This is a genomic window from Jeongeupia chitinilytica (assembly GCF_014652315.1).
Taxonomy (GTDB): domain Bacteria; phylum Pseudomonadota; class Gammaproteobacteria; order Burkholderiales; family Chitinibacteraceae; genus Jeongeupia; species Jeongeupia chitinilytica.
In genome coordinates, this window is sequence record NZ_BMYO01000003.1 from 193980 (window position 1) to 214103 (window position 20124).

Genomic DNA, 20124 nt, shown 5'->3' on the forward strand with positions numbered 1-20124 from the left:
GCCTGCTCGTAAAACTGCCCTACATCCTGAAGGAAGATGCGAATTGCTGAGTTTGCAATGTCGGGGCGTGATCGATCCATGGAATTCCGAAGGACTGGCGTGTGAAGTGGCGGGCCCGCGCTAGCCAGTCCCAGTTGACTGGAGTGTTAGCCCTCGTCTTCTAAAGGGGGCAGGCTTAGAGGTGAAGTTTGCCCGCTGGATAGAAGGGCTAAATAAGACGAGAGCAAGCGCTCATCGTAGTTGGCCGCATCGGCAAAAAACGGAGCGGCAGCTTGAAATGCCGGTAGTATCTTTTCTGCATTTGGTTTCGCCCACATCTTGAATATGGAAATTCGAGGGCCACCTTTAGGAATTCCAGTAATTCTCTTTTCGGTTGTCATCGTTCCTGTGGGTAGACTACCTTTAAGAGGGATTCTTGAGATAAACAGGGAGTGAAAAGAGTTTTCTTTCCCGGTAATCCAGAAGACTTCTTGATGCGGAAAAAATTCTTTTAAATCTTCCTGTAGCCACTCAATTCGAGTGGTTTTAAATCGTTCCAATCCTAACAATCGTTCTAGGTGGTTGCGATTAAAAACGAGTCCATCCAGATCACGCAACCAGCATTGAATTACTGCAAATAGTGCGGCTGTGCGATGTTGCCTTCTTGCACCTTCTCGTATGTCAATCTGTTTCATGGAATTCCTGAGTAACGTAGTGTTAAGGGTACGGAGTCGCATTGTGGCGGAGCGTCTCAGTGAGCGAAGCGAACGATTTGAACACGTTGTTAGGTTATTTTTGGCCAAAAAAAGGTATCTGGCATCATTTGATACTTTGCTCGTTTTTTATTGTTGCAGCTGGGGCACGACAACACTAGGTTGGTAGGGTCATTCGTTCCACCGTTGGCTATTGGTGTCATATGATCTATGTCATAACTCTGGTTTGCAATAGATGGGCTGGCAACAATGCAGTTACAATAATGGCATAGTCCTCTTTCGCGGAGCATAATCATGTCTACGAGCCATTTAGGGAAATATGTTTCCCTGGGAAGTTGGCCGTCTTTTGCTAGTGCTGGGTATTCATGCTTCAAAAGAGGTGAAATTTTTTCGGCTAGCCTTGTGTTGAAATCAAACAAAAAACCCTTTCTGGTCCAAAGATGGGCAAAGGCTGAATTTACAAAAAATTGAAGCCCGGACAAGAATAAATTTCTATGTTGGTCTCGCGCAGCGATTATCTCTTCTGGCGATTTGCGACGAAATTCGCTCGGGACAGGGATGTTCATGTGCTGAAACATTTCTGTTGCATATTTAGCAAAGTCGGTGTATTCGTCGGTCCAATCTAAGTCGTCGTATAATTGCAAGTAAAAGTAAATATAAGCCAAGTTGCTAAGTACTTTGTGCAGTGCCGTGTTTTCTGAGATTCTGCTTGCTTCCAAAGCAATCCTTAGAAGATCGTCATCAATTTCACTGAAGCAAACGCTTTCGTTTTGATCTATAGGGTTGCGATAAACAAAACGCTCTACAGCTGAGATAAGATCAATCGAAGGTCCGCCGCTAATTATGCTGCTAATGTTTCTATTTCTTCTCATTTTTTGAGCCTAGTGAGCATAACAGTTATTGGAGTGGTTGGACTGCTTGTGGATTTCACAATAATGCTGACGCGAATTTTGTTATGTATCTCTTTAATTGTATGGAGATTTTCTCGCCCTCGTCCGCCTATCCGTGTCAATCATACGGACGCAATGCAGCTTCCGCATCACCTGCTTACAGCATGCTTTGTTTTTGTCGACAAGATGTGACATTTGACCTGACCAAGGTAGCGTTTCTCTGTTCTTGGCGCCCGGTTTTCCGGGCACGTTCCAATCAAACCCGCTCCGGCGGGTTTTTTCATGCGTGGCCTTCATGGATATCGACCTTTTGATCGGCGGTGCCCGCTACGGCGGGTGGCAGAGCGTGTCGGTAGTGCGGTCGATCGAGACACTGTCCGGGCGGTTTTCGGTCGGGCTGACCGAGCACTGGCCGGGGCAGTGGTTCGATTGGCCAATCTCGACCGGTGACCGGGTGCAGGTGCTGATCGCCGGGCAACCGGTGATCACCGGCTGGATCGGCCAGGTCGAACGGGCGGCGGAAGCGTCGCGCTACACGCTGTCGGTTTCGGGGCGCGATGCGAGCTGTGATCCGGTCGACTGCGCCCCGGATTACCGCCCGGGGCAGTGGTCCGGGCTGACGCTGTCGCGGCTGCTGCGCGCCTTGCTGGCGCCGTACCCGGGCATTCCGGTCCGGTTGGTGCCGGACGTCGTCGACGTGGTGCTGCCGGCCTTCAAGGTCCAGCCCGGTGAGACGACGTTCAGGGCAATCGACCGTGCCTGCCAGTTGGCCGGGGTGCGCTACATGGCCGATGCGGCCGGTGGCGTGCTGGTCACGCAGGCCGGCCGGGAACGGGCAAGCACGCCGCTGGTGCTGGGCGGCAACCTGCTGGCGATCAGTGCCTCGTTCGATGCCGACGGCCGCTTCAGCGATTACCTGGTCAAGGGCCAGTGTTGCGGTGGTGCGGACGAGCCGGCGATGCCGGTGCTCGGGCGGGCACACGACCCCGGGGTGACGCGCTCTCGCCCGCTAGTGATCCGGGCGAACAGCGGCCAACTGACGCCGGAGCTGGCTGGGCGTCGCGCCCAATGGGAGCGGGACACCCGGGCGGCGAGGGCTTCGCCGGTTTCGGCGCTGGTCGCGGGCTGGCAGCAGCAGAGCGGCGACCTGTGGGCACCCAACCTGCGGGTGCCGGTGAAGGCGGCGGCGCTGCAGGTCGACGCCGAAATGGTGATTGCCTCGCTCGAGTACACGGTGGACCCGGAGCGCGGCCCGGTCACCAAGCTGGATCTGCTGCGGCCGGATGCGTTTGCACCGCAACCGGCACCGGCCCAAGCGCGCGGCCGGCGTGCCAAAGCGAGCGGGGAGGTCGGTTTTGACGAGGTGAAATGGAGGTGAGTCGGGACATGAGCCGGATAGCAAAGGGAAAAATCCTGCGCGCCGATGACGGCGGCCGCTGCGCCATGCTGCAGGTCGAATTGCTCGACGGCGAGATCGTCGACAACGTCGAATGGTTTCTCAGTTACGGCGTCACGGCGCTGCCGCTGGCCGGCGCCGAATGCGTGGTGGCCTTCATCGAAGATGCCAGCGACCACGCGGTGGCCATCGCGGTCGAGGATCGCCGGTACCGAATCGCCGCCAAGGCCCCCGGCGAGCTGGCGATCTACACGCAGGACGGCGCCAGAATCGAACTACTCAACGGGCGGCTGGTTTCGGTCGAGTGCGACACCTATCAGGTGCGTTGCGCGACCTACGACGTGCAGGCCGACAACGTGGCGTTTGATGCTGAGGCGATTGCACTGACCGCTTCAGCCGGGGTCGACGTCGATGCCCCGGTGCTGGCCACGACCGGCGATGTGACCGACCGCGGTGGTCAGGCCTCGCTGCAGGACCTGCGCGACTACGTCAGCGGCCATACCCATGCCGAAACCGGTACCGAGACGCGCGCACCTTCGCAAGTCATGAAAGGAGCAGGGAATGAGTGATCTGGCGCTGGTGCTCGACGACTCGGGCCGGATCGATCTGGCTATCACTGCTGGTGACCTGGTGCGCGAAACCACCCTGAACACCTGCGTGTTGGTGTGCCTCGGTACCGATGCCCGGGCCGGACCCGATGATGCGATCCCGGACGGCACGACCGACCGCCGCGGCTGGTGGGGCGACGCGCTCGGGCAGCAGGTGCACGGCTCGCTGCTGTGGCTGCTGTCCCGCGAGAAACACACCGCCGCAGTCGCGCAGCGGCTCGAGGACTATGCCCGCCAGGCGTTGGCGTGGATGGTGCCTGCCGGATTGGCTGCTCGCATCGACGTGCAGGCGACGCTGGCACCCGGGCAGGGTGCCGTGCTGGCCGTGACGCTGTACCAGCGTGACGGCAGCGCCGCGCATTACGAATACAACGATCTCTGGAGCTGAACCCATGCCTTATCCCAAACCGGGGTTGAACCAGATCGCCGGGCGCATCACGACCGACTGGCTGCAACGCCTCGCGCAGGGCAAGGCGCCGATTCCGGCCCCGGGTTCGCTCGCGTCGATGCTGGCCCAGGGGCTGGCCGGTGCCTTCAACGGCCTGTACGGCTACGGTGACTGGATCTACCGGCAACAGCATCCGGCGACCTGTGACGCCGATACGCTGATGGCGCGTGACGTGCCGATGTTCCTGAAGGATGGTCCCAAGCCGGCGGTGGCGGCCACCGGCGTGGTCCAGTTCGCGGCACCGGCCGGCGCGATGATCGCCGCCGGCGCGCAGGTACAGCGGGTCGACGGGGCGCTGTTTCTTGCTACTGCCGCGGCAAGCACCGGTGACGATCTGCAGATCCGGTTGCCGGTGGTGGCCGAACTGACCGGCCCCGCCGGCAACACCGCCGCCGGCGAGACGATGACGCTGGTCAGTCCGGTCGGTGGCGTGGCTGCGCAGGGCACGGTGGCCGGTGCCGGCCTGACCGGCGGGGTCGATGCCGAGTCGGTCGACGAGATCCGCGGCCGGGTGATCGCAGCCCGGCGCAACGGCGGCCAGGTCGGCAAGTCCGGCGACTGGGAGCTGTGGGCGCTCGAGGTGCCCGGCGTCACCCGGGCCTGGGCAGCACCGCAGCTGCTCGGCCTCGGCGAGATCACGGTGTTCTTCGTCAGGGACGATGACACCGACGGCATCTTCCCCGATGCCGCCGAGCAGGCCGCCATGAAAACCTGGCTCGAAGCGAACGGAACCCCATTCGGCGAAGTCTGGGGTGCGTCGCCCAAGCCGAAGCCGGTCGACTTCAGCATCCGCCTCGCACCCGATTCGCCAGCCTTGCGCGACGCGGTGCTTGCGTCGCTGCAGTCGGTGTTCGCGCTCGAGGCCGCGCCGGTCGCACGTTACACGGACGGCACGACTGTCCTGCCCGTTGCCGGCGTCACGCTGCCGCTGACCCATTTCGCCGAAGCCATCAGCACGACCGTCGGCGAGTTCGATCATGACCTGATCGCCCCCAGTGCCGACGTGGTCTGCGAGGTCGGCGAGCTGGCGCAACTGGGGACGGTGACATGGACGAGCTGATCGAAGCCTACCGGCAACAGCTGCTGGCACTACTGCCACGCGGCCTGGCGTGGAACCGTTCACCCGACGGCAACCTGAACCAGTGGCTCACCGGTGTCGCGGTCGAGTTCGCCCGGGCCGACCAGTATCTGGCGCAACTGTTCACCGAGGCGGATCCGCGCCAGACCTCGGCACTGCTGCCCGAATGGGAGGCCAGCCTCGGCTTGCCGGACCGCTGCACGTCGCCGGGGCGCGGGATCGAAGCAAGACGGGCGTCGGTGGTCACCAAGTACACCGACCTCGGCGGTGCGCGCGTGCCGCGCTACATCTGCATCGCCGAGTCGCTCGGTTACACCGGCGTATCGATCAAGCGCTTCGTACCGTACTCGGTCATCAGCCCGGTCGATGTCCCGCTCTGCACCGAGCGTTCCCGCTTCTGCTGGGAGCTGCATGTCGCCGAAGCCACCAAGGTTACGCCCTGGGCGGTGGTCGGCGGCGTCAACGAACCGCTGTCGAGCTGGGGTGACGCCGAGCTCGAATGCGTGATCCGGCGCGAATCGCCGGCCATCTCCAACGTCATCATCTCCTACGGAAACACCCATGTATCGCATTGACAGTACCACCGCTGCACTCGACAAGTTCGGCCCGGGCAAGAACGGCTTCCAGGACGGCGTGCCCGGTCTGGTGCAGGCCACGACACCGGGTGCGGTGACCTTCGACCGCTTCCAGGAAGAGCTGGCCAATGCCGTCGAAGGCGCCGGTCTGACGCTCAACAAGAACGACAACACACAGCTGCTGCAGGCGATGCAGATCGTCGCCGACGGCAGCACCACCGACGAGGCCGGCAATCCGCTGTACGTGCCGCGTGCCGGCGGCTCGGTGGTACAGGCGCCGTTGCTGCGCACCGGCGCCGGCGAGCTGCAGGACCGCAGCGGTGTACCTGACGGGACCGACTGGAACGGTCTCAACGGCAGTGGCTTCTACTTCTTCGGCAGCGACGCCAGCATGGCGACGATGGTCAACGCCCCGGCGCTCCACGCTGGTTTGCTGCACGTCTACAGCTCGAACGATGCCGGTACCGAATGGGTGTTCCAGCAGTACCAGAGCTACGCCGACGATCGCATCTACCGCCGCCGTTTCTACCCGACCTCGGGCTGGTCGTACTGGTCGGCCGACTTCACGTCCTCGTACCCGCAACCGATCCCCATTCCACCCAAGGAGCTGCCGGTCGGGATGATCGCGCCGTTCAACGTTGCGCCCGGCACGGTGATCCCGGGCTGGATGCCATGCACCGGCGGCGGCTATCCGGATCTGCGCGGGCGTTTCATCCGCGTCTGTTCGCAGGGCAGTGGCGTCGATCCGGACGGTGATCGCGGCGCCGGCACGATACAGGGCTGCGACGTGCAATCGCACACCCACGGTATCCCGGTGCGCGAGCGGGAAAGCAACGGCGGTGGTGGCTGGGGTGTCGACTACCAGGGTGGCGCGCTCGAGAACACCTGGGGGACCGGTGGCGCAGAAACCCGCCCGACCAACGTCAGCTACCCGCATTACTACTACACCGGCGTCGGTGTCGGCCTGTGGACGCCGCTACAGCTGAAGCACGCCGGCATCGAGCCGGCTCCACTGAGCGTGCACCAGTCGCATCTGCTGACCGGCGAGTACCTCGGAGAATATCCGGTCCAGCACGATCCGTTCGCCACGAAAGAGCAGGGCGTGCTGGTGCCGCTGATTCCCGACGGCGCCACGCTCGAGCCGCCGCCGGCCAGCAACGACGAGGCCGGCTACCCGCAGCTGGCTGTGCTCGAGTCGGGCATTTGGCAACTGGTCCGCAACTGGCGGTCGACCGCGCTGTGGCGCACCACCAACGCCCAGACCTACAGCCCGGGCAGTTGGCCGCACGATCCGGAGTGGAGCGGTCTGGGTGACTTGCCCGACTGGCTGACCGATCAGGCGCCGCCGGAAAGCTACCCGCTGTGGAATGCCACAAACGGCGAATGGACCATCGACACGGTCGCCCAGCAGCGTGACGCCGAGCTGGCCAAGGCCAGACAGGATCTGCAGTCCTTCCTCGTCATGCAGGGACTCGCGCCCGAAGTGGCAGCGCTGCTGTGAGCCGCAGCCGAACCACCTCGCCACCCAGCCGGCCTTGCGCCGGCTTTTTAACGCCCGGAGGAAACGCGCCATGAGTTTGAGACTGATCCTGCTCGCGCTGATTGCCGTGCTGAACGGTTGCGCCTCGGCGCGCTATGCCGACGGCCAGTCCAGCACCTGGGCGATCGGTGACGGTTCCTGCGCCATCGTCCGCGCCGACGGTGTCACCGTCTCGGCCTGCGGCCAGACCCACGAAGTAGGAGAACCCGATGCGAATGCTGAGCTACGCACTGCTGCTGGCCCTGACCGGCTGCGCCATCGCCATGACCAGTGAGGTCCACCAGCCGGATGGCCGCGACACCCGCCGCGGCATCGCCATGAGCAACGGCTGCGCCCGCGCCGCCGGTGCATCCGGGCCTATCGCCTCGGCCTGTGTGGCCGGTCACTGAGCGGTGCGAAAACCGGCCGCTTGGGCCGGCAAGAGTGTGATGGGCCTGCCGCTACGCCTGGCTTGGCGTCCTTGGTTGCCTTGGCTTTTAACCAACAAGGAAAAACTGCTACGGGCTTTTTAGCGTCGCCGCGCCGACGTCCAGCGGCTGAATATCCGCACCAAGGAAACAACAAAAATGCGGACGGGCGCATATTGCTCCGCAAGGGCAACCAATTCAATTGTAAATATTAGGAATTACTCATGCAAAATGAACAAAGCCTTATGCACCGCACCAACCTTGCCGGGCAGATGCTCAACTTCGCCGTCGCCTTCCAGCGCACCGTCGGCCTCGAGGGAGACTACTGGGAAGACCCCGCCGGCGGTCCAACCCGCTACGGCATCACCGAAACGACCGCACGCGACCATGGCTACACGGGCGACATGCATGAGCTACCGCTGACCACCGTCGCGGCGATCTACTGGCAGTCGTACTGGGCGCAGTCGGGTTGCGTGTATTTCCCGCTGGTGCTGGCCTACCAGCTGTTCGACGCCGGCGTGAATCACGGCCCGACGACAGCAATCAAGCTGCTGCAGCGCGCGCTCGGCACCGACGACGACGGCATCATCGGCCCGCAGACGCTCGACGCCGCGAAGGCCATGAATTCCTACGACCTGGCGATCCTGTTCCTCGCGCAGCGCGAGCAGTACTTCACCGACTGCTCAGGCTGGCCGGACAACGGCAAGGGCTGGTCAAGGCGGGTGGTGCAGAACCTGCGGTATGCGCAGCAGGATGTCACGAGGTGACAGCACCGGAAGTAAAACAGTCAGCCTGCCAGCGCATGAGCTGCGTCAGATCACTATGGGCCGCAACCGCGCGCTGGTGGTCGGCCTGGCTCAGCCCCGGCTCGAGCTTCTCGCGGTAGACGTGCAGAACCTTGCCTGCATCGAACTCGCGCGCCAGTGGCGTGAGCTGGTCGAGCAACTGGTTTGCCTTGGCAAGGTAGCTCGCGCGCTCACCGGTCCAGGGGTCGACCATGTCGCCGGCCAGCCCGTAACGGCAAGCCTGGAAGCGGTTGTACGGATAAACGTCGTGAGCCGGCTGCGGCGCCGGCCGCGCTAGATAGTAGGCGCACAGCAATTGCACCAGCCCGGCCAGGCCAGCAGCGATTTCGACCGTCAGCGGCGTATCGAAGATGCGGAATTCGATGGTGCCGTACTCGGACTTGGGGCGGATGTCCCAGTAGAAGTCCTTGATGCTGCCAACGATGCCGAGCCCGGTCAGTCCGTCGATGTAGTCGCGACATTCCGCCCAGTCGGCGAAGGGCGGCATCGCACCGGCATACGGAAACGACGTCAGGCTGTGCAGTCGCGAGCAGGCGAAACCGGTGTCGAAGCCGTCCTGAAACGGTGACGCGACCGACAGGGCGATCAGCAGCGGAATCCACGGCGACACCGAACGGATCAGCTCGATCGCCCGATCGCCTTCACCGCCGACACCGATGTGGACATGCATGCCGAATACGGTGAACTGCTTGCTCAGATAGCCGTACTTCTCCCCGAGATCGAGGTAGCGCTCTTTCGGGAAAAACTCCTGATCGTTCCAGTAGCGGAAGGCATGCGTACCGCCACCGCTGATGCGCAATCCGCATTCGTCGACAAGCGGCAGCAGATAGCCGCGCATCTCCCGCAATTCATCGAGCAGCTCGTGCCAGCGGCCGTGCACGCCGCTGTTGTACTCGATCATCGTCTGGGTGATTTCGGGGCAGAAGAAGAAGCGCTTGTCGGCGTGCATGCGCATCAGATCAAGCAGATTGAGCGCACCGGCGCTGAGCGCGTAGGTCTGCGGATCGAGCAGCATCAGCTCGAGTTCGACCCCGAGCGTGAGCATGCCGGCGGATTTGAAAGGCGGCAACGACATGGCATTTCCTCGCGGCACATGCCAGCGGCCGCTACCCGGTACGAGGTGCCGCGACGTCAAAACGTTCCGCAGTCCGGCCCCGGGCCGTACAAGCGGCTGTGTTGCCGTTCGACTCGAGGAAAACTATTCGCCGGTCGAGTTGGCCAGCAACTGACGCATTTCGTCGACCGAGAATCCTGCCGCCTCGATTGCCTTCTGGATGTCGGCCTGCGTTTCGCGTTTGCGTTTGAGGCGTTCGAGCTTGGCGGTGACTGCCGCCTCTTCGTTCTGCTTGTGGGCGATCAGGTTCTGACCTTCCAGAGTAGGGGTGTGATCGGGCGTCGGCGCGGGGCTGCTGCCGGAGAACAGTGCTTCCAGTGCTGCACGAGCAGCAGGATCGGAGCGGGTTTGTTTCGGGTGCTTAGTGTATTGACTGGCCATTGCGGCTTCTAGGAGTAAGTGTTGATTCCAACATAGCAACGGAATATGGCATTTGAATAAGGAAATACAAGTACCGAGAGCACATGAATCGTTTTGTGCTCGGCCATGAACGGTTCCCATTTACCAGCTTACAACAGAAACTTACGCCTTTGCTGATAATCAGACAATCTTGTGCGTATTGCCATTCATGGAAATGTGCTCGACTCGCATGACCTTCTGGCCGAACTGCCGCATGCGTGAGCGGAGGATTGTTCTAATCTCAACGTAGGCAGGGTGTCATCGCGAAGGGATTTTCGCGTGTTCCAGCAAGCTAGGCAGCTCCGCCTGGCGGCGACTGCAGGCGGGAAACCCATGAATGACGCGGGTTACAGAGAGGTGGGCGCTTGCTGCGAGGGGTGCCAAGCGGGTCTAAAAATGCTGGCAAAAAGCTGGCATTTTGGTGGCGGAAAGGCCGGAAAATGGTCAAAAAAATAGTCACCCGAAAAACGTAAGTGACTGATTTTATTGATTATGCTGGAGCGGGCGACGGGAATCGAACCCGTGTTCCGAGCTTGGGAAGCTAGTGTCTTACCATTAGACGACGCCCGCAGAAGCCAAGCATTTTAGCCGAACACCCCTTGTCGGGCAATCGCCGCCTTGTGGCTTGGGAGGAAAGATGACCGGGCCCGCATCGGAAAATCTGGTGCCGCGCTTGTCTGGCGTGGATCTGTACGGTAACGACATTGCGCTGCAAACCGCGGTCAACGCATTTGGCGGCACATGGGCGCGGCAAAGGCTGCATGGGCGAGGGCGGCTGCTTTATCGTAAGGACTGGCTGGACATTGCCGATGCCGCTGACCGGAATCCGCCGCAGCTGCATCAGTTCGACCGGCTCGGCGAACGCATCGATGATGTTGTCACTCACCCTTCCTGGCACCTTCTGCTGGACAGCGCTGTCGGCGCCGGCCTGCACAACAGCCCTTGGGCCGCACCACGTGAGGGTGCACACGTTGCAAGGGCGGCCGCATTCTATCTGCAGGCGCAGCTGGAAGCAGGCGGGTTGTGTCCCGTCACGATGACCTTCGCGGCCACCCCCCTGCTGTTGCAACAGTCCGTACTGCAGCCGTGGCACAAAGCGTTGCTGTCGGACCGCTACGATGCGCGTCCCTTGCCCGGGCCGGCCAAGCACGGGGTATTGGTCGGCATGGGCATGACCGAAAAACAGGGTGGCTCGGATCTGCGTTGCAATGTCACCCGCGCCGAACCGCATGGCGAGACGGTCCGGCTCTACGGGCACAAATGGTTCTTCTCCGTGCCGCAGGCCGATGCGCATCTGGTGCTGGCGCAGGCCGGCGCAGGGCCAAGTTGCTACTTCATGCCGCGCCGGCGCGATGACGGCAGTCTTAACGCAATCCGGATCCTCCGCTTGAAAGACAAGCTGGGGAACCGCTCCAACGCGAGTGCAGAAGTCGAGTTTGACGGTGCAATCGCCTTTCCCGTCGGGGAGCCCGGGCGAGGAATTGCAACCTTGCTCACGGTGGCGGCCCGCACCCGTCTCGATTGTGCACTGGCGTCGGCCGGGCTGATGCGCATGGCACTGGCCGAGGCATTGCATCACGCCCGACATCGGCATGCATTTTGCACCCGACTGGCCGATGCCTCGTTGATGAAGGTCGTTCTGGCTCAAATGGCGGTCGAGTCCGAGGCGGCGATGTGGCTGGCCATGCGGTTGGCGCACGCGGGAGGCGGCACCGATGCTGCCGAAATCCTGCTTTACCGGCTGATGACCCCGGTCGCCAAATTCTGGATCTGCAAGCGGGCCGAAACACTGATTGCCGAGGCGATGGAAGTTCTGGGTGGAAACGGGTATTGCGAGGATTTCCGGCTGGCACGGGGCTACCGTGAAGCACCGGTCAACTCGATCTGGGAGGGCGCCGGCAATGTGATGTGCCTGGACGTGCTGCGAACGCTGCAACGCCAGCCTGAAGCCGCTGAGGCAGTGCTGCTGGAATTGAGCAAGGCGGCGGGGCAAAGCCAGGCATACGACCGGCACTTGAAGACGCTGCCGGCCAGTTTGCAGGGCGCCAACGAAGGCGTTGCCCGGCAGTTGGCCGGCAAGCTGGCGTGGATGATGCAGGCAAGACTGCTGCTGCAATATGCCGATCCGGCGGTTGCCGATACATTCGTCGGTCTCGTTACCGGCGAGTTTGACGGCGGTCTGTTCGGGATGCGATCCGTTGGCAATGCTGAAGTCCTGTTGCAACGGGCCTGGCCAGAATGAAAAAAGCCCGGACTATGCCGGGCCTTTGATGGTTACGACTGCTTGTCCGGCAAGCGCCAGCCCCCGCCAACGGCCTTGTACAACGCAACGCGTGTATTGGCTTCGGCCAGCTGGGCGTCGACCAGCGCAAGGCGGGCATCGAACAGACTGCGCTCTGCATCCAGCACTTCAAGGTAGCTCGAGTAGCCGTTGTCATAGCGCAGGCTGGCCAGTTTGTACTGCCGCTGCAGTGCAATGACGCGATCGGACTGCGCCTTGGTCTTCTTGGTCGACTCGGCATTCGAGATCAGTGCGCCGCGCACATCGGCAAAGGCCTGTTGCACTGTCAGCCGGTAGTTGGCGAGTGCCTGTTGCTCGACGGCCCGAGCCTGATCGACTTGCGCCGCAGTCAGACCGCCATCGAACAGCGGCATGGCCAGGTTGCCGGCAAATGACCAGGTTTTTGCTGCACCACTGAACAGGTTGGAGAATGACACGCTTTGCACGCCCAGCAGGCCGGTCAGCGACACGGTCGGGAAATAGGCGGCCCGAGCTGCTTCGACTTGCGCGCGCGTACCGATCAGCGTTGCTTCTGCCGATTGGATGTCCGGCCGGCGCAGCATCAGATCGGATGGCAGCCCGGACGGAATGGCGGGGGCCTTGTCGATCTGGTCGATCGATCGACCGCGGGCAGGTGTGGACTCGATGATCGTTTTCGGATCCGAACCGATCAGCACGGCGAGCGCGCCTTCGGTTCTGGCCACCGAACTGACGAGATCGGGTACCGCTGCGCGAGCGATATCGAGTTCGGACTCGGACTGGCGCACGTCCAGTTCGGAAATCAGCCCGCCCTTGAAGCGCTTGGTTTGCAGTGCGTAGGTTTCTTCGCGTGACTTTACCGTGTCGGTGGCAATCTGGAGCTGGGCATCGAGTGCACGCAGATTGAAATAGGTCTGGGCCACTTCGGCGTAGAGCGCAAGCTCGACGCCGTCACGGTTGTAGGTGGCGCCGAGGTAGTTGCGGCGCGCCGCTTCACTCAGGTTGGCCAGCTTGCCCCACAGGTCGAGTTCCCAGCTGGCAACACCGGCAACCTGATAGTCGTTGTAGGTGCCCAGTGCCGCAGTGGTCGACTTTTCCGACACCTTCTGGCGCGACCCGGCCGCACCGAGGTCGACGCGCGGCAGCTGCGCGGCCGTGTTGATGCCAAGAACCGCACGAGCCTGATCGACGCGTGCCGATGCCAGTGCAAGGTTCTGGTTGTTGGTACGCGCGGCCTCGATCAACTGGTCAAGCGTCGGATCGGCGAACTGCTTCCACCATGCATCACTGATCCAGTCCGGTTGTGCCTGAGTGCTTGTCGGCAACGGCATCTGCGGCGCCTTGGTGTCCGGTTGGAAAAATGCGCAGCCGGACAGTAGCGAGAGCGACAGGGCAATGGAGAGCGCTTTCATTTTCTTAGGCATGGTGTTCTCCCGCGTTCGGCGCGGCTTCTTTCTTCTTGCCAAGGCCCATGATCAAACGGAAGAAGAGCGGTACGAAGAAGGTGGCAAGGCAGGTGGCGGCGAGCATGCCGCCGATCACGCCGGTGCCGATCGAGTGCCGGCTGGCCGCGCCGGCACCGCTCGAGGTGACCAGCGGGACGCAACCGAGGATGAATGCAAGCGAGGTCATCACGATCGGGCGGAAGCGCAGGCGAGCCGCCTCCAGCGCCGAATCGAGCAGCGTCATGCCTTCGTGATGCTTCTCGACCGCGAACTCGACGATCAGGATCGCGTTCTTTGCCGCCAGACCGATCAGCGTGACCAGCCCGATCTGGAAGTACACGTCGTTGTTGAGGTCGCGCAACCAGACTGCCAGCAAGGCGCCGAACAGGCCGAACGGTACCGCGGTGACGACCGCAATCGGCAGGGTCCAGCGTTCGTACTGTGCCGCCAGGATCAGGAACACCATGATGATCCCGAACACGAAGGCTTGCGTCGACGTGCTGCCGGCCAGTTTCTGCTGATACGCACTACCCATCCAGGCCAGCGTGAAGTCGGAGCCCAGATCCTGGCTGGCAACTTCTTCGGCCGCGCTGATTGCCTGGCCGGTTGAAAAGCCTGGCGCCGGCTGCAGCATGACCTTGCCCGCCGAGAACACGTTGAAGCGTTCGACCAGCTCCGGTCCGGTCACCTGCTTGGCCGTGACCAGCGAGTCGAGCGGGATCATCTGGCCGCTGGCCGAGCGGACGAACACGTTGCGCAGATCGCTGGAGCGTGAACGGAAGTCGGCTTCGGACTGCAGTTCGACCTTGTACGTGCGCCCGAACTTGTTGAAGTCGTTGACGTAGAGCGAGCCGAATGTGGCCGACAGCGTCTGGAAGACCTGGTCGACCTGAACGCCCAGCGTCTTGGCCTTTTCGCGATCGAGATCGAAATACACCTGCGGCACATTGGCGCGGTAGGTCGTCGTGACGCTGGCAAATTCCGGACGCTTCTTGGCTGCCTCGATGAACGACTGAATGGCAGCTTCGATCTGTTTCGGGTCGGTCGTGCCGCGACTCTGGATGTAGGCCTCAAGGCCACCCGTCGTCGACATGCCGGTAATGGGAGGCGGATTGAATGCCAGCACCACCGCATCCTTCACCGTCTTGGCGCCATATCCCATGGCCTGCTTGGCCAGCGAGAACGAATCCTGGCCCTCGCCCTGACGCTCCTTCCAGTCCTTCAGCGTCATGAAGGTTGCCGCGGCATTGGAGCGGTAGGTGCTCGACAGCAGGTCGAAGCCCGAGAACGTCAGCACCTGGTCGACGTCCTTGTTCTTGATGAAGCCGGCATCCAGCTGCTTCGTGACGGCCTCGGTACGGTTCAGCGCTGCGGCATCGGGCAGTACCGGGATGACCATCAGATAGCCCTGGTCTTCGTCCGGAACCAGACCGCCCGGAACGCGGTAGAAGAGCACCACGAGCAGGACGATCATCGTGCCGAACAGCGTGAAAGCGACCATGACGCGACGGTTCAGGAACGAAACCCCGGCAACATAGCCGTTGGTCATCTTGTCAAAGCTGCGGTTGAACCAGCGGAAGAAACGGTTCGGCTCGGCGTGGGTGGGCTTGAGGATCAGTGCGCACAGTGCCGGCGTCAGCGTCAGTGCGACCAGACCGGAAATGACGACCGAGACGGCAATGGTGACTGCAAACTGCTTGTACATCTGGCCCGTCATGCCGCCCATGAAGGCCACCGGCAGGAACACGGAGCACAGTACCAGCACGATTGCGACAACCGGGCCAGACACTTCTTCCATCGCCTTGATCGCTGCTTCTTTCGGCGAGCACTTCTCGCTCGTCATGATCCGCTCGACGTTTTCGAGCACCACGATCGCATCGTCGACGACGATACCGATCGCCAGCACCATGCCGAACAGGGTCAGCAGGTTGATCGAGAAGCCGAGCGCGAACATCCCCGCAAACGTACCGATCAGCGAAACCGGAACGGCAAGGCAGGGGATCAGTGTGGCGCGGGCGTTCTGCAGGAACACGTAGACGACGATGAAGACCAGGATGATGGCTTCGAACAGCGTGTGCACCACTTCTTCGATCGAGATTTTCACGAACTTGGTGGTGTCATACGGAATGTTGTATTCCATCCCCTTCGGAAAGCGGGCCTTCATGCCTTCCATCGTGGTGCGGACTTCTTCCAGTACCTTGAGTGCGTTCGCGCCTGGCTGCAGATAAACCGCGATACCGACCGTGTCCTTGCCGTTGTGCTTGGCGACGACGTCGTAGCTGTCCGCGCCGAGCTGGATGCGGGCGACATCCTTGAGCTTGGTTTGCGAGCCGTCCGGATTGGAGCGCAGGATGATGTTGCCGAACTCTTCGGTCGTCTCCAGCCGGCCCTTGGCGGTCGCGGTGTAAGTGAACTCGAGCGGTTCCTTTGTCGGTGCGGCGCCGACCTTGCCGGCGGCAAACTGCTGGTTCTGCTCGTTCAGGGCATTGACGACGTCGGTCGTGCTCAGGCCCAACTGCGCCAGCTTGTCGGGACGCAGCCAGACGCGCATCGAATAGTCGCCGGCACCGATGACCGAAATGTCGCCGACCCCGTTCAGGCGCTTCAGCGCGTCGACGACGTTCAGGTTGGCGTAGTTGGCAAGAAACAGCGAATCGAGGCTGTTGTCCGGCGAGTCGAGCGTGACGAAGGCAAGAATCGACGTCGATTTCTTCTGAACCGTCACGCCCTGTTTCTTGACCGTGTCCGGCAGTTGCGCCATCGCGGCCTGAACGCGGTTGTTGACGTTGATGGTTGCCAGATCGGGATCAGTGCCGATGTTGAAGTAGACGTTCAGGTTCATGGCGCCGTTGGACGCCCCCGACGACTGCATGTAGATCATGTCTTCGACGCCGTTGATCTGCTGCTCGAGCGGCGCGGCGACGGTTTCTGCAATCACCTCGGGCGAAGCGCCCGGGTAGGCGGTGGTCACCGAAACGACAGGCGGGACGATGTCCGGATACTGCTCGATCGGCAGTGCCTTCATCGACACCAGACCCGCTAGGGTGATGATGATCGAGATGACGCTGGCGAAGATCGGGCGTTCAATGAAGAATTTGGAGAACATGCCGGCCGCCCCTTATCTGGCTTCGGCCGTTGCGCTGGCCGCGGTGCCGGCAGGTACCGGCTTCACCGGCATGCCCGGTCGAGCCTTGAGAACGCCGTCAACGATGACCCGGTCGCCATCCTTCAGGCCCGAGATCACGATGAAGTCGTTGCCACGTTCCTGACCGAGCTGCACCACGCGGGGCTCAACCACATCCTTGTCGTTCAGCACCAGAACCGCCTTGTCGGCCTGGAACTGGATGACCGCGCGTTGCGGAACCAGTACCGCCTGGTTGAGCTGGGCGCCGTCGAGCACGACGCGGACGAACTGGCCGGGCAGCAGATCGCCTTCCGGATTCGGAATCACCGCACGCACCTTGATGGTGCCGGTGCTCGGGTCGACCTTGCTGTCGGAGAAGTCGATCACGCCACTGTGCTTGAAGATCGAACCGTCGGCCAGCCGCAGTGAAACCTTGTAGCGCGAGTGCTCGGGCAGAATCAGCCGGCCGGAGGCCGAGCCTTTCTGGAATGCGAGCTTCTCGGCCTCGGAGAACGAGAAGTTGGCGTACATCGGATCAAGCTGGACGATGGTGGTCAGCAGGCCGCCATTGGCGCTCGGCGAAACCAGGCTGCCTTCGGAGAAATTGATCTTGCTTGCCATGCCGGAAATCGGTGCAACGACATTGGTGTAACCCAGATTGATGCGGGCCTCGTCGACCTTGGCCGTGGCAGCGGCAAGATTGGCGACGGCCGAATCGTATTCGGCGTTGGCGTCGTCGAAATCCTTCTTCGAGACGGCGTTTTCCTTGAACAGCGGTGCGATACGGTCCCGATCGGCTGTCGCCTTGTTCAGTGACGCTTTGGCCTGCGCCTGTACGCCAAGGGCCTGGTCGAGGGCTGCCTTGAATGGTGCCGGATCAATCTGGAACAGCGTCTGGCCTTCCTTGACCGGTTTGCCTTCGGTGTATACCCGCTTGAGCAGGATGCCTTCGATTCGTGCCCGGACGTCGATCTCGCGATACCCCGCCGTCTGGCCGACCGCTTCATAGGTGTAGGGCACCGTCTGCTTTTTGATGGTGACGATGCCGACTTGTGGCGGCGGCGCCTTGGGCTGTTCTTTCTTCTCGCACCCGACCAGACCGATGATCAGTGCGGCGGCTATGAGGGTGGGGATCGCTTGAAATCTGCGGCTTGGCACGGGAGTTCTCCTGATGCGATTTTGGTGACGTATCGGAACGCCTTATTTTTGGGGCAGCAATGCCTGAGCATGCTTTTCTGGCGGGGGCTGAATTCCAGTTTACCCAAGGTTGAATTAATTTTATGACGATCTGGGGAGTGGGCGCGGGCTTGTGTTGGTTTTGATGTCTTTTGCAACTATGTGCGGACGTGCATCGTAAACAAAGTTGACCAATGGTGCTTTAGGAAACGATGTAGATATTTACGATCGGCGGGCTGCCAATTAGACTGGACAGTCCAATCCAGTATTGCGGTGAAGTCTGGTGTCAGAACAGGAAGTCCAAGCGTCAGGTTGCAGGCAACGCATTGTTGCTGCGGCACTCGAGGTTTTCCGCGAGTGCGGCTATCGCGCGAGCGTCGATCGCGTAGCCCAGCGCGCCGGGGTCGCGCGACAGACGATCTACAACCACTTCGTCTCCAAACCCGCGCTGTTCTCGGCCGTGCTGCAGGAGGGCTGCGCCGAACACCGGGCCAGACTGGTTGCAGGAGAGGGGGGGCTGGCCCAGCGACTGCTGCATTTTGCCGTCGGTTTGCAGGCCAACTTGCTGACGCCAGCTTCAATCAATCTGCATCGTTTGCTGACGCATGAGGCGGCAAGATTCCCCGAACTTGCAGCGCAGGTTTATGTCAACGGCATTCAGGCTACGTCAGAGCAACTTGCCGGTTTGCTGACAAAAGCAATGCGTGACGGCGAATTGCGGGACGACGATCCGCAGCTGGCGGCCGACCTGTTTCTCGACATTGTCGTCAGCCATGATCGTCAGCGCCTGCTGTTTTGCATGCCGCTGGCCGATGCGGATCAGCAGCTTCAACTGTTGCGCCGGCGCATCAACATCTTTCTGCGCGCCTATCGCCCCGATCCGCCCTGAGTGGCCGTACACGTAGTTGCAGCACCGTTGTCGTGAAATGAAAAAACAGAACAATCAGCTCGTTACCACAAGGACATTCCCCATGCAGCAACGACTTGCCGTGCTGTGCGCCGCGCTGGCGCTTGGCTTTACCGCCTGCAGCAAACCGGATGGCGACGCGAAACAGGGCGCCGGCGGGCCGCCCCCGGCCGAGGTTGCCGTGGTGACGGTGACCCGCGGCGACAGTGCGCTGACGCGCGAATTCCCGGGGCAGGTCACCGCGTTCAGAACGGCCGAGGTCCGCGCCCAGGTCGAGGGCATCCTGCAGCAGCGGCTTTATGCCGAAGGGGGGGAGGTCCGCGCGGGCCAGCAACTGTTCCAGATCGACCCGAGAACGCTGCGCGCCAATCTGGCGTCGGCCAAGGCCGATCTCGCCCGCTTGCAAGCCAGTGCCGACATCGCACGGGCTACGCTCAAGCGCTACGGCCAGCTGGTCGGCGACCAGGGGGTATCACAGCAGGAGTACGACCAGGCGCAGTCGTCGCTCAAGCAGGCCGAGGCGCAGGTGCAGGCGGCCGCGGCCGCCGTCGACCGGGCCCAGATCGACCTCGAGCACGCGGCCGTTGCCGCGCCGATTGCCGGTCGCATCGGTCGGGCTCTGGTGTCCGAAGGCGCGCTGGTCGGCAAGGGCGAAGCCACGCATCTCGCCACCATCGAACAGCTGGACCCGATCTACGTCGACTTCAATCAGTCGGCCAACGATCTCTTGCGGCTTCGGCAGCAGCTCAAGTCCGGCAAGCTGGGGGCAGCCGACGGTCTGCCGGTCGAAATCATCCTGCCCGACGGCAGCGTCTATCCGCATACCGGCAAATTGCTGTTCTCGGAGCAGACGGTTGACCCGGCAACCGGCACCCTCGTTGTGCGCGCGCAGTTCCCCAACCCGGACCGGTTGCTGATGCCGGGCGTATTCGTGACCGCACGTTCGGCGCAAGGCACGCTCAGTGGTGCCGTCCGCGTACCGCAACGTGCGGTGCAAAGTTCGCCGCAGGGGCAGTTCGTCTACGTCGTCGACAAGGACAGCAAGGTCGCGCCGCAACCGGTCAAGACCGCCGGCTTCTCGGGCAAGGACTGGCTGATCGGCGAAGGCCTCAAGGGTGGTGAGACCGTCATTGTCGAGGGCATTCAGAAAGTCCGTCCGGGTGCACCGGTCAAGCCGGTCCCGTTCGGCGCGAGTCAGGCGGCCGCTCAGGGTGCCAGCCAGCCGGCAGCCAGCGCTGTCGCGGCCAAGAAGTAAGGGG

Annotated in this window: 18 protein-coding genes and 1 tRNA gene; 11 read left to right on the plus strand and 8 right to left on the minus strand. The window is 61.9% G+C overall.

The genetic code is table 11. The features are described from left to right. Positions 1 to 146 precede the first annotated feature (146 nt). Together IE097_RS06795 and IE097_RS06800 are read right to left on the minus strand one after the other, a co-directional pair. A complete protein-coding gene (locus IE097_RS06795) occupies positions 147 to 674 on the minus strand; it encodes a hypothetical protein (RefSeq protein WP_189459411.1) in 528 nt (175 codons plus the stop codon). An 89-nt stretch (positions 675 to 763) separates the two neighbouring features. Continuing rightward, entirely contained in the window at positions 764 to 1564 is an 801-nt protein-coding gene (locus IE097_RS06800) for an HNH endonuclease (RefSeq protein ID WP_189459412.1), read from the minus strand. Positions 1565 to 1877: 313 nt separating this feature from the next. On the opposite strand from IE097_RS06800, the gene IE097_RS06805 reads away from it, so the two are divergent. The 8 genes from IE097_RS06805 to IE097_RS06840 all read left to right on the plus strand — a co-directional run bounded on the left by IE097_RS06805 (position 1878) and on the right by IE097_RS06840 (position 8401). Next, positions 1878 to 2960 (plus strand): phage baseplate assembly protein, encoded by a 1083-nt coding sequence (locus IE097_RS06805; RefSeq protein WP_189459413.1) that lies wholly within the window; start codon positions 1878 to 1880, stop codon positions 2958 to 2960. A gap of 8 nt (positions 2961 to 2968) precedes the next feature. Further along, positions 2969 to 3547, plus strand: coding sequence for a phage baseplate assembly protein V (locus IE097_RS06810; protein WP_189459414.1), 579 nt, complete (start codon positions 2969 to 2971; stop codon positions 3545 to 3547). Further along, entirely contained in the window at positions 3540 to 3974 is a 435-nt protein-coding gene (locus IE097_RS06815; RefSeq protein ID WP_189459415.1) for a phage GP46 family protein, read from the plus strand. The genes IE097_RS06810 and IE097_RS06815 overlap by 8 nt, the downstream gene beginning before the upstream one ends. 4 nt (positions 3975 to 3978) lie before the next feature. After that, positions 3979 to 5094, plus strand: a complete 1116-nt coding sequence (locus IE097_RS06820) for a baseplate J/gp47 family protein (protein ID WP_189459416.1) — start codon at positions 3979 to 3981, stop codon at positions 5092 to 5094. Further along, positions 5082 to 5687, plus strand: coding sequence for a YmfQ family protein (locus IE097_RS06825; protein ID WP_189459417.1), 606 nt, complete (start codon positions 5082 to 5084; stop codon positions 5685 to 5687). Before IE097_RS06820 ends, IE097_RS06825 begins: the two co-directional genes overlap by 13 nt. Continuing rightward, positions 5674 to 7188, plus strand: coding sequence for a pyocin knob domain-containing protein (locus IE097_RS06830; protein WP_189459418.1), 1515 nt, complete (start codon positions 5674 to 5676; stop codon positions 7186 to 7188). Before IE097_RS06825 ends, IE097_RS06830 begins: the two co-directional genes overlap by 14 nt. A 70-nt stretch (positions 7189 to 7258) precedes the next feature. Next, positions 7259 to 7501, plus strand: a complete 243-nt coding sequence (locus tag IE097_RS06835) for a hypothetical protein (RefSeq protein ID WP_189459419.1) — start codon at positions 7259 to 7261, stop codon at positions 7499 to 7501. A gap of 357 nt (positions 7502 to 7858) precedes the next feature. After that, positions 7859 to 8401: a glycoside hydrolase family 108 protein gene (locus IE097_RS06840; protein ID WP_189459420.1), complete on the plus strand. Its 543-nt coding sequence runs from the start codon at positions 7859 to 7861 to the stop codon at positions 8399 to 8401. Here the strand turns inward: IE097_RS06840 and IE097_RS06845 are convergent. The 3 genes from IE097_RS06845 to IE097_RS06855 all read right to left on the minus strand — a co-directional run bounded on the left by IE097_RS06845 (position 8391) and on the right by IE097_RS06855 (position 10523). Beyond that, a complete protein-coding gene (locus IE097_RS06845; protein ID WP_189459421.1) occupies positions 8391 to 9515 on the minus strand; it encodes a YbdK family carboxylate-amine ligase in 1125 nt (374 codons plus the stop codon). The two genes, IE097_RS06840 and IE097_RS06845, sit on opposite strands and share 11 nt — an antisense overlap. A gap of 123 nt (positions 9516 to 9638) precedes the next feature. Beyond that, entirely contained in the window at positions 9639 to 9935 is a 297-nt protein-coding gene (locus tag IE097_RS06850) for a hypothetical protein (RefSeq protein ID WP_189459422.1), read from the minus strand. A gap of 514 nt (positions 9936 to 10449) precedes the next feature. After that, a tRNA-Gly gene (locus tag IE097_RS06855) sits at positions 10450 to 10523 on the minus strand. Between the two features lie 67 nt (positions 10524 to 10590). Here IE097_RS06855 and IE097_RS06860 point away from each other — a divergent pair. Then, positions 10591 to 12195, plus strand: a complete 1605-nt coding sequence (locus IE097_RS06860; protein ID WP_189459423.1) for an isovaleryl-CoA dehydrogenase — start codon at positions 10591 to 10593, stop codon at positions 12193 to 12195. Positions 12196 to 12227: 32 nt separating this feature from the next. Here the strand turns inward: IE097_RS06860 and IE097_RS06865 are convergent, their stop codons facing one another. Genes IE097_RS06865 through IE097_RS06875 form a run of 3 tightly spaced genes read right to left on the minus strand, consistent with a single transcriptional unit; the run spans position 12228 to position 17940 of the window. Next, entirely contained in the window at positions 12228 to 13637 is a 1410-nt protein-coding gene (locus IE097_RS06865; protein WP_229797469.1) for an efflux transporter outer membrane subunit, read from the minus strand. Further along, positions 13630 to 16764 carry an efflux RND transporter permease subunit gene (locus tag IE097_RS06870; RefSeq protein WP_189459424.1) on the minus strand — a complete coding sequence of 1045 codons (3135 nt, stop codon included), beginning with the start codon at positions 16762 to 16764 and terminating at the stop codon, positions 13630 to 13632. Before IE097_RS06870 ends, IE097_RS06865 begins: the two co-directional genes overlap by 8 nt. 12 nt (positions 16765 to 16776) lie before the next feature. Then, the gene (locus IE097_RS06875; RefSeq protein ID WP_229797470.1) at positions 16777 to 17940 is read right to left on the minus strand and encodes an efflux RND transporter periplasmic adaptor subunit; all 1164 of its coding nucleotides are present in this window, start codon (positions 17938 to 17940) and stop codon (positions 16777 to 16779) included. 301 nt (positions 17941 to 18241) lie between these two features. Between IE097_RS06875 and IE097_RS06880 the strand changes: the two genes are divergently transcribed. Both IE097_RS06880 and IE097_RS06885 read left to right on the plus strand, forming a co-directional pair. Beyond that, entirely contained in the window at positions 18242 to 18847 is a 606-nt protein-coding gene (locus tag IE097_RS06880; protein WP_189459425.1) for a TetR/AcrR family transcriptional regulator, read from the plus strand. Positions 18848 to 18929: 82 nt separating this feature from the next. Next, on the plus strand, positions 18930 to 20120 hold the full coding sequence (locus tag IE097_RS06885) for an efflux RND transporter periplasmic adaptor subunit (RefSeq protein WP_189459426.1): 1191 nt from the start codon (positions 18930 to 18932) through the stop codon (positions 20118 to 20120). Positions 20121 to 20124: the final 4 nt, after the last annotated feature.

Coding starts and splice junctions, on each gene's coding strand:
- IE097_RS06840 (WP_189459420.1), top strand. CDS start 7,859: ATGCAAAATGAACAAAGCCTTATGCACCGCACCAACCTTGCCGGGCAG.
- IE097_RS06850 (WP_189459422.1), bottom strand. CDS start 9,935: ATGGCCAGTCAATACACTAAGCACCCGAAACAAACCCGCTCCGATCCT.
- IE097_RS06800 (WP_189459412.1), bottom strand. CDS start 1,564: ATGAGAAGAAATAGAAACATTAGCAGCATAATTAGCGGCGGACCTTCG.
- IE097_RS06815 (WP_189459415.1), top strand. CDS start 3,540: ATGAGTGATCTGGCGCTGGTGCTCGACGACTCGGGCCGGATCGATCTG.
- IE097_RS06885 (WP_189459426.1), top strand. CDS start 18,930: ATGCAGCAACGACTTGCCGTGCTGTGCGCCGCGCTGGCGCTTGGCTTT.
- IE097_RS06870 (WP_189459424.1), bottom strand. CDS start 16,764: ATGTTCTCCAAATTCTTCATTGAACGCCCGATCTTCGCCAGCGTCATC.
- IE097_RS06830 (WP_189459418.1), top strand. CDS start 5,674: ATGTATCGCATTGACAGTACCACCGCTGCACTCGACAAGTTCGGCCCG.
- IE097_RS06860 (WP_189459423.1), top strand. CDS start 10,591: ATGACCGGGCCCGCATCGGAAAATCTGGTGCCGCGCTTGTCTGGCGTG.
- IE097_RS06845 (WP_189459421.1), bottom strand. CDS start 9,515: ATGTCGTTGCCGCCTTTCAAATCCGCCGGCATGCTCACGCTCGGGGTC.
- IE097_RS06825 (WP_189459417.1), top strand. CDS start 5,082: ATGGACGAGCTGATCGAAGCCTACCGGCAACAGCTGCTGGCACTACTG.
- IE097_RS06810 (WP_189459414.1), top strand. CDS start 2,969: ATGAGCCGGATAGCAAAGGGAAAAATCCTGCGCGCCGATGACGGCGGC.
- IE097_RS06865 (WP_229797469.1), bottom strand. CDS start 13,637: ATGCCTAAGAAAATGAAAGCGCTCTCCATTGCCCTGTCGCTCTCGCTA.
- IE097_RS06795 (WP_189459411.1), bottom strand. CDS start 674: ATGAAACAGATTGACATACGAGAAGGTGCAAGAAGGCAACATCGCACA.
- IE097_RS06820 (WP_189459416.1), top strand. CDS start 3,979: ATGCCTTATCCCAAACCGGGGTTGAACCAGATCGCCGGGCGCATCACG.
- IE097_RS06805 (WP_189459413.1), top strand. CDS start 1,878: ATGGATATCGACCTTTTGATCGGCGGTGCCCGCTACGGCGGGTGGCAG.
- IE097_RS06835 (WP_189459419.1), top strand. CDS start 7,259: ATGAGTTTGAGACTGATCCTGCTCGCGCTGATTGCCGTGCTGAACGGT.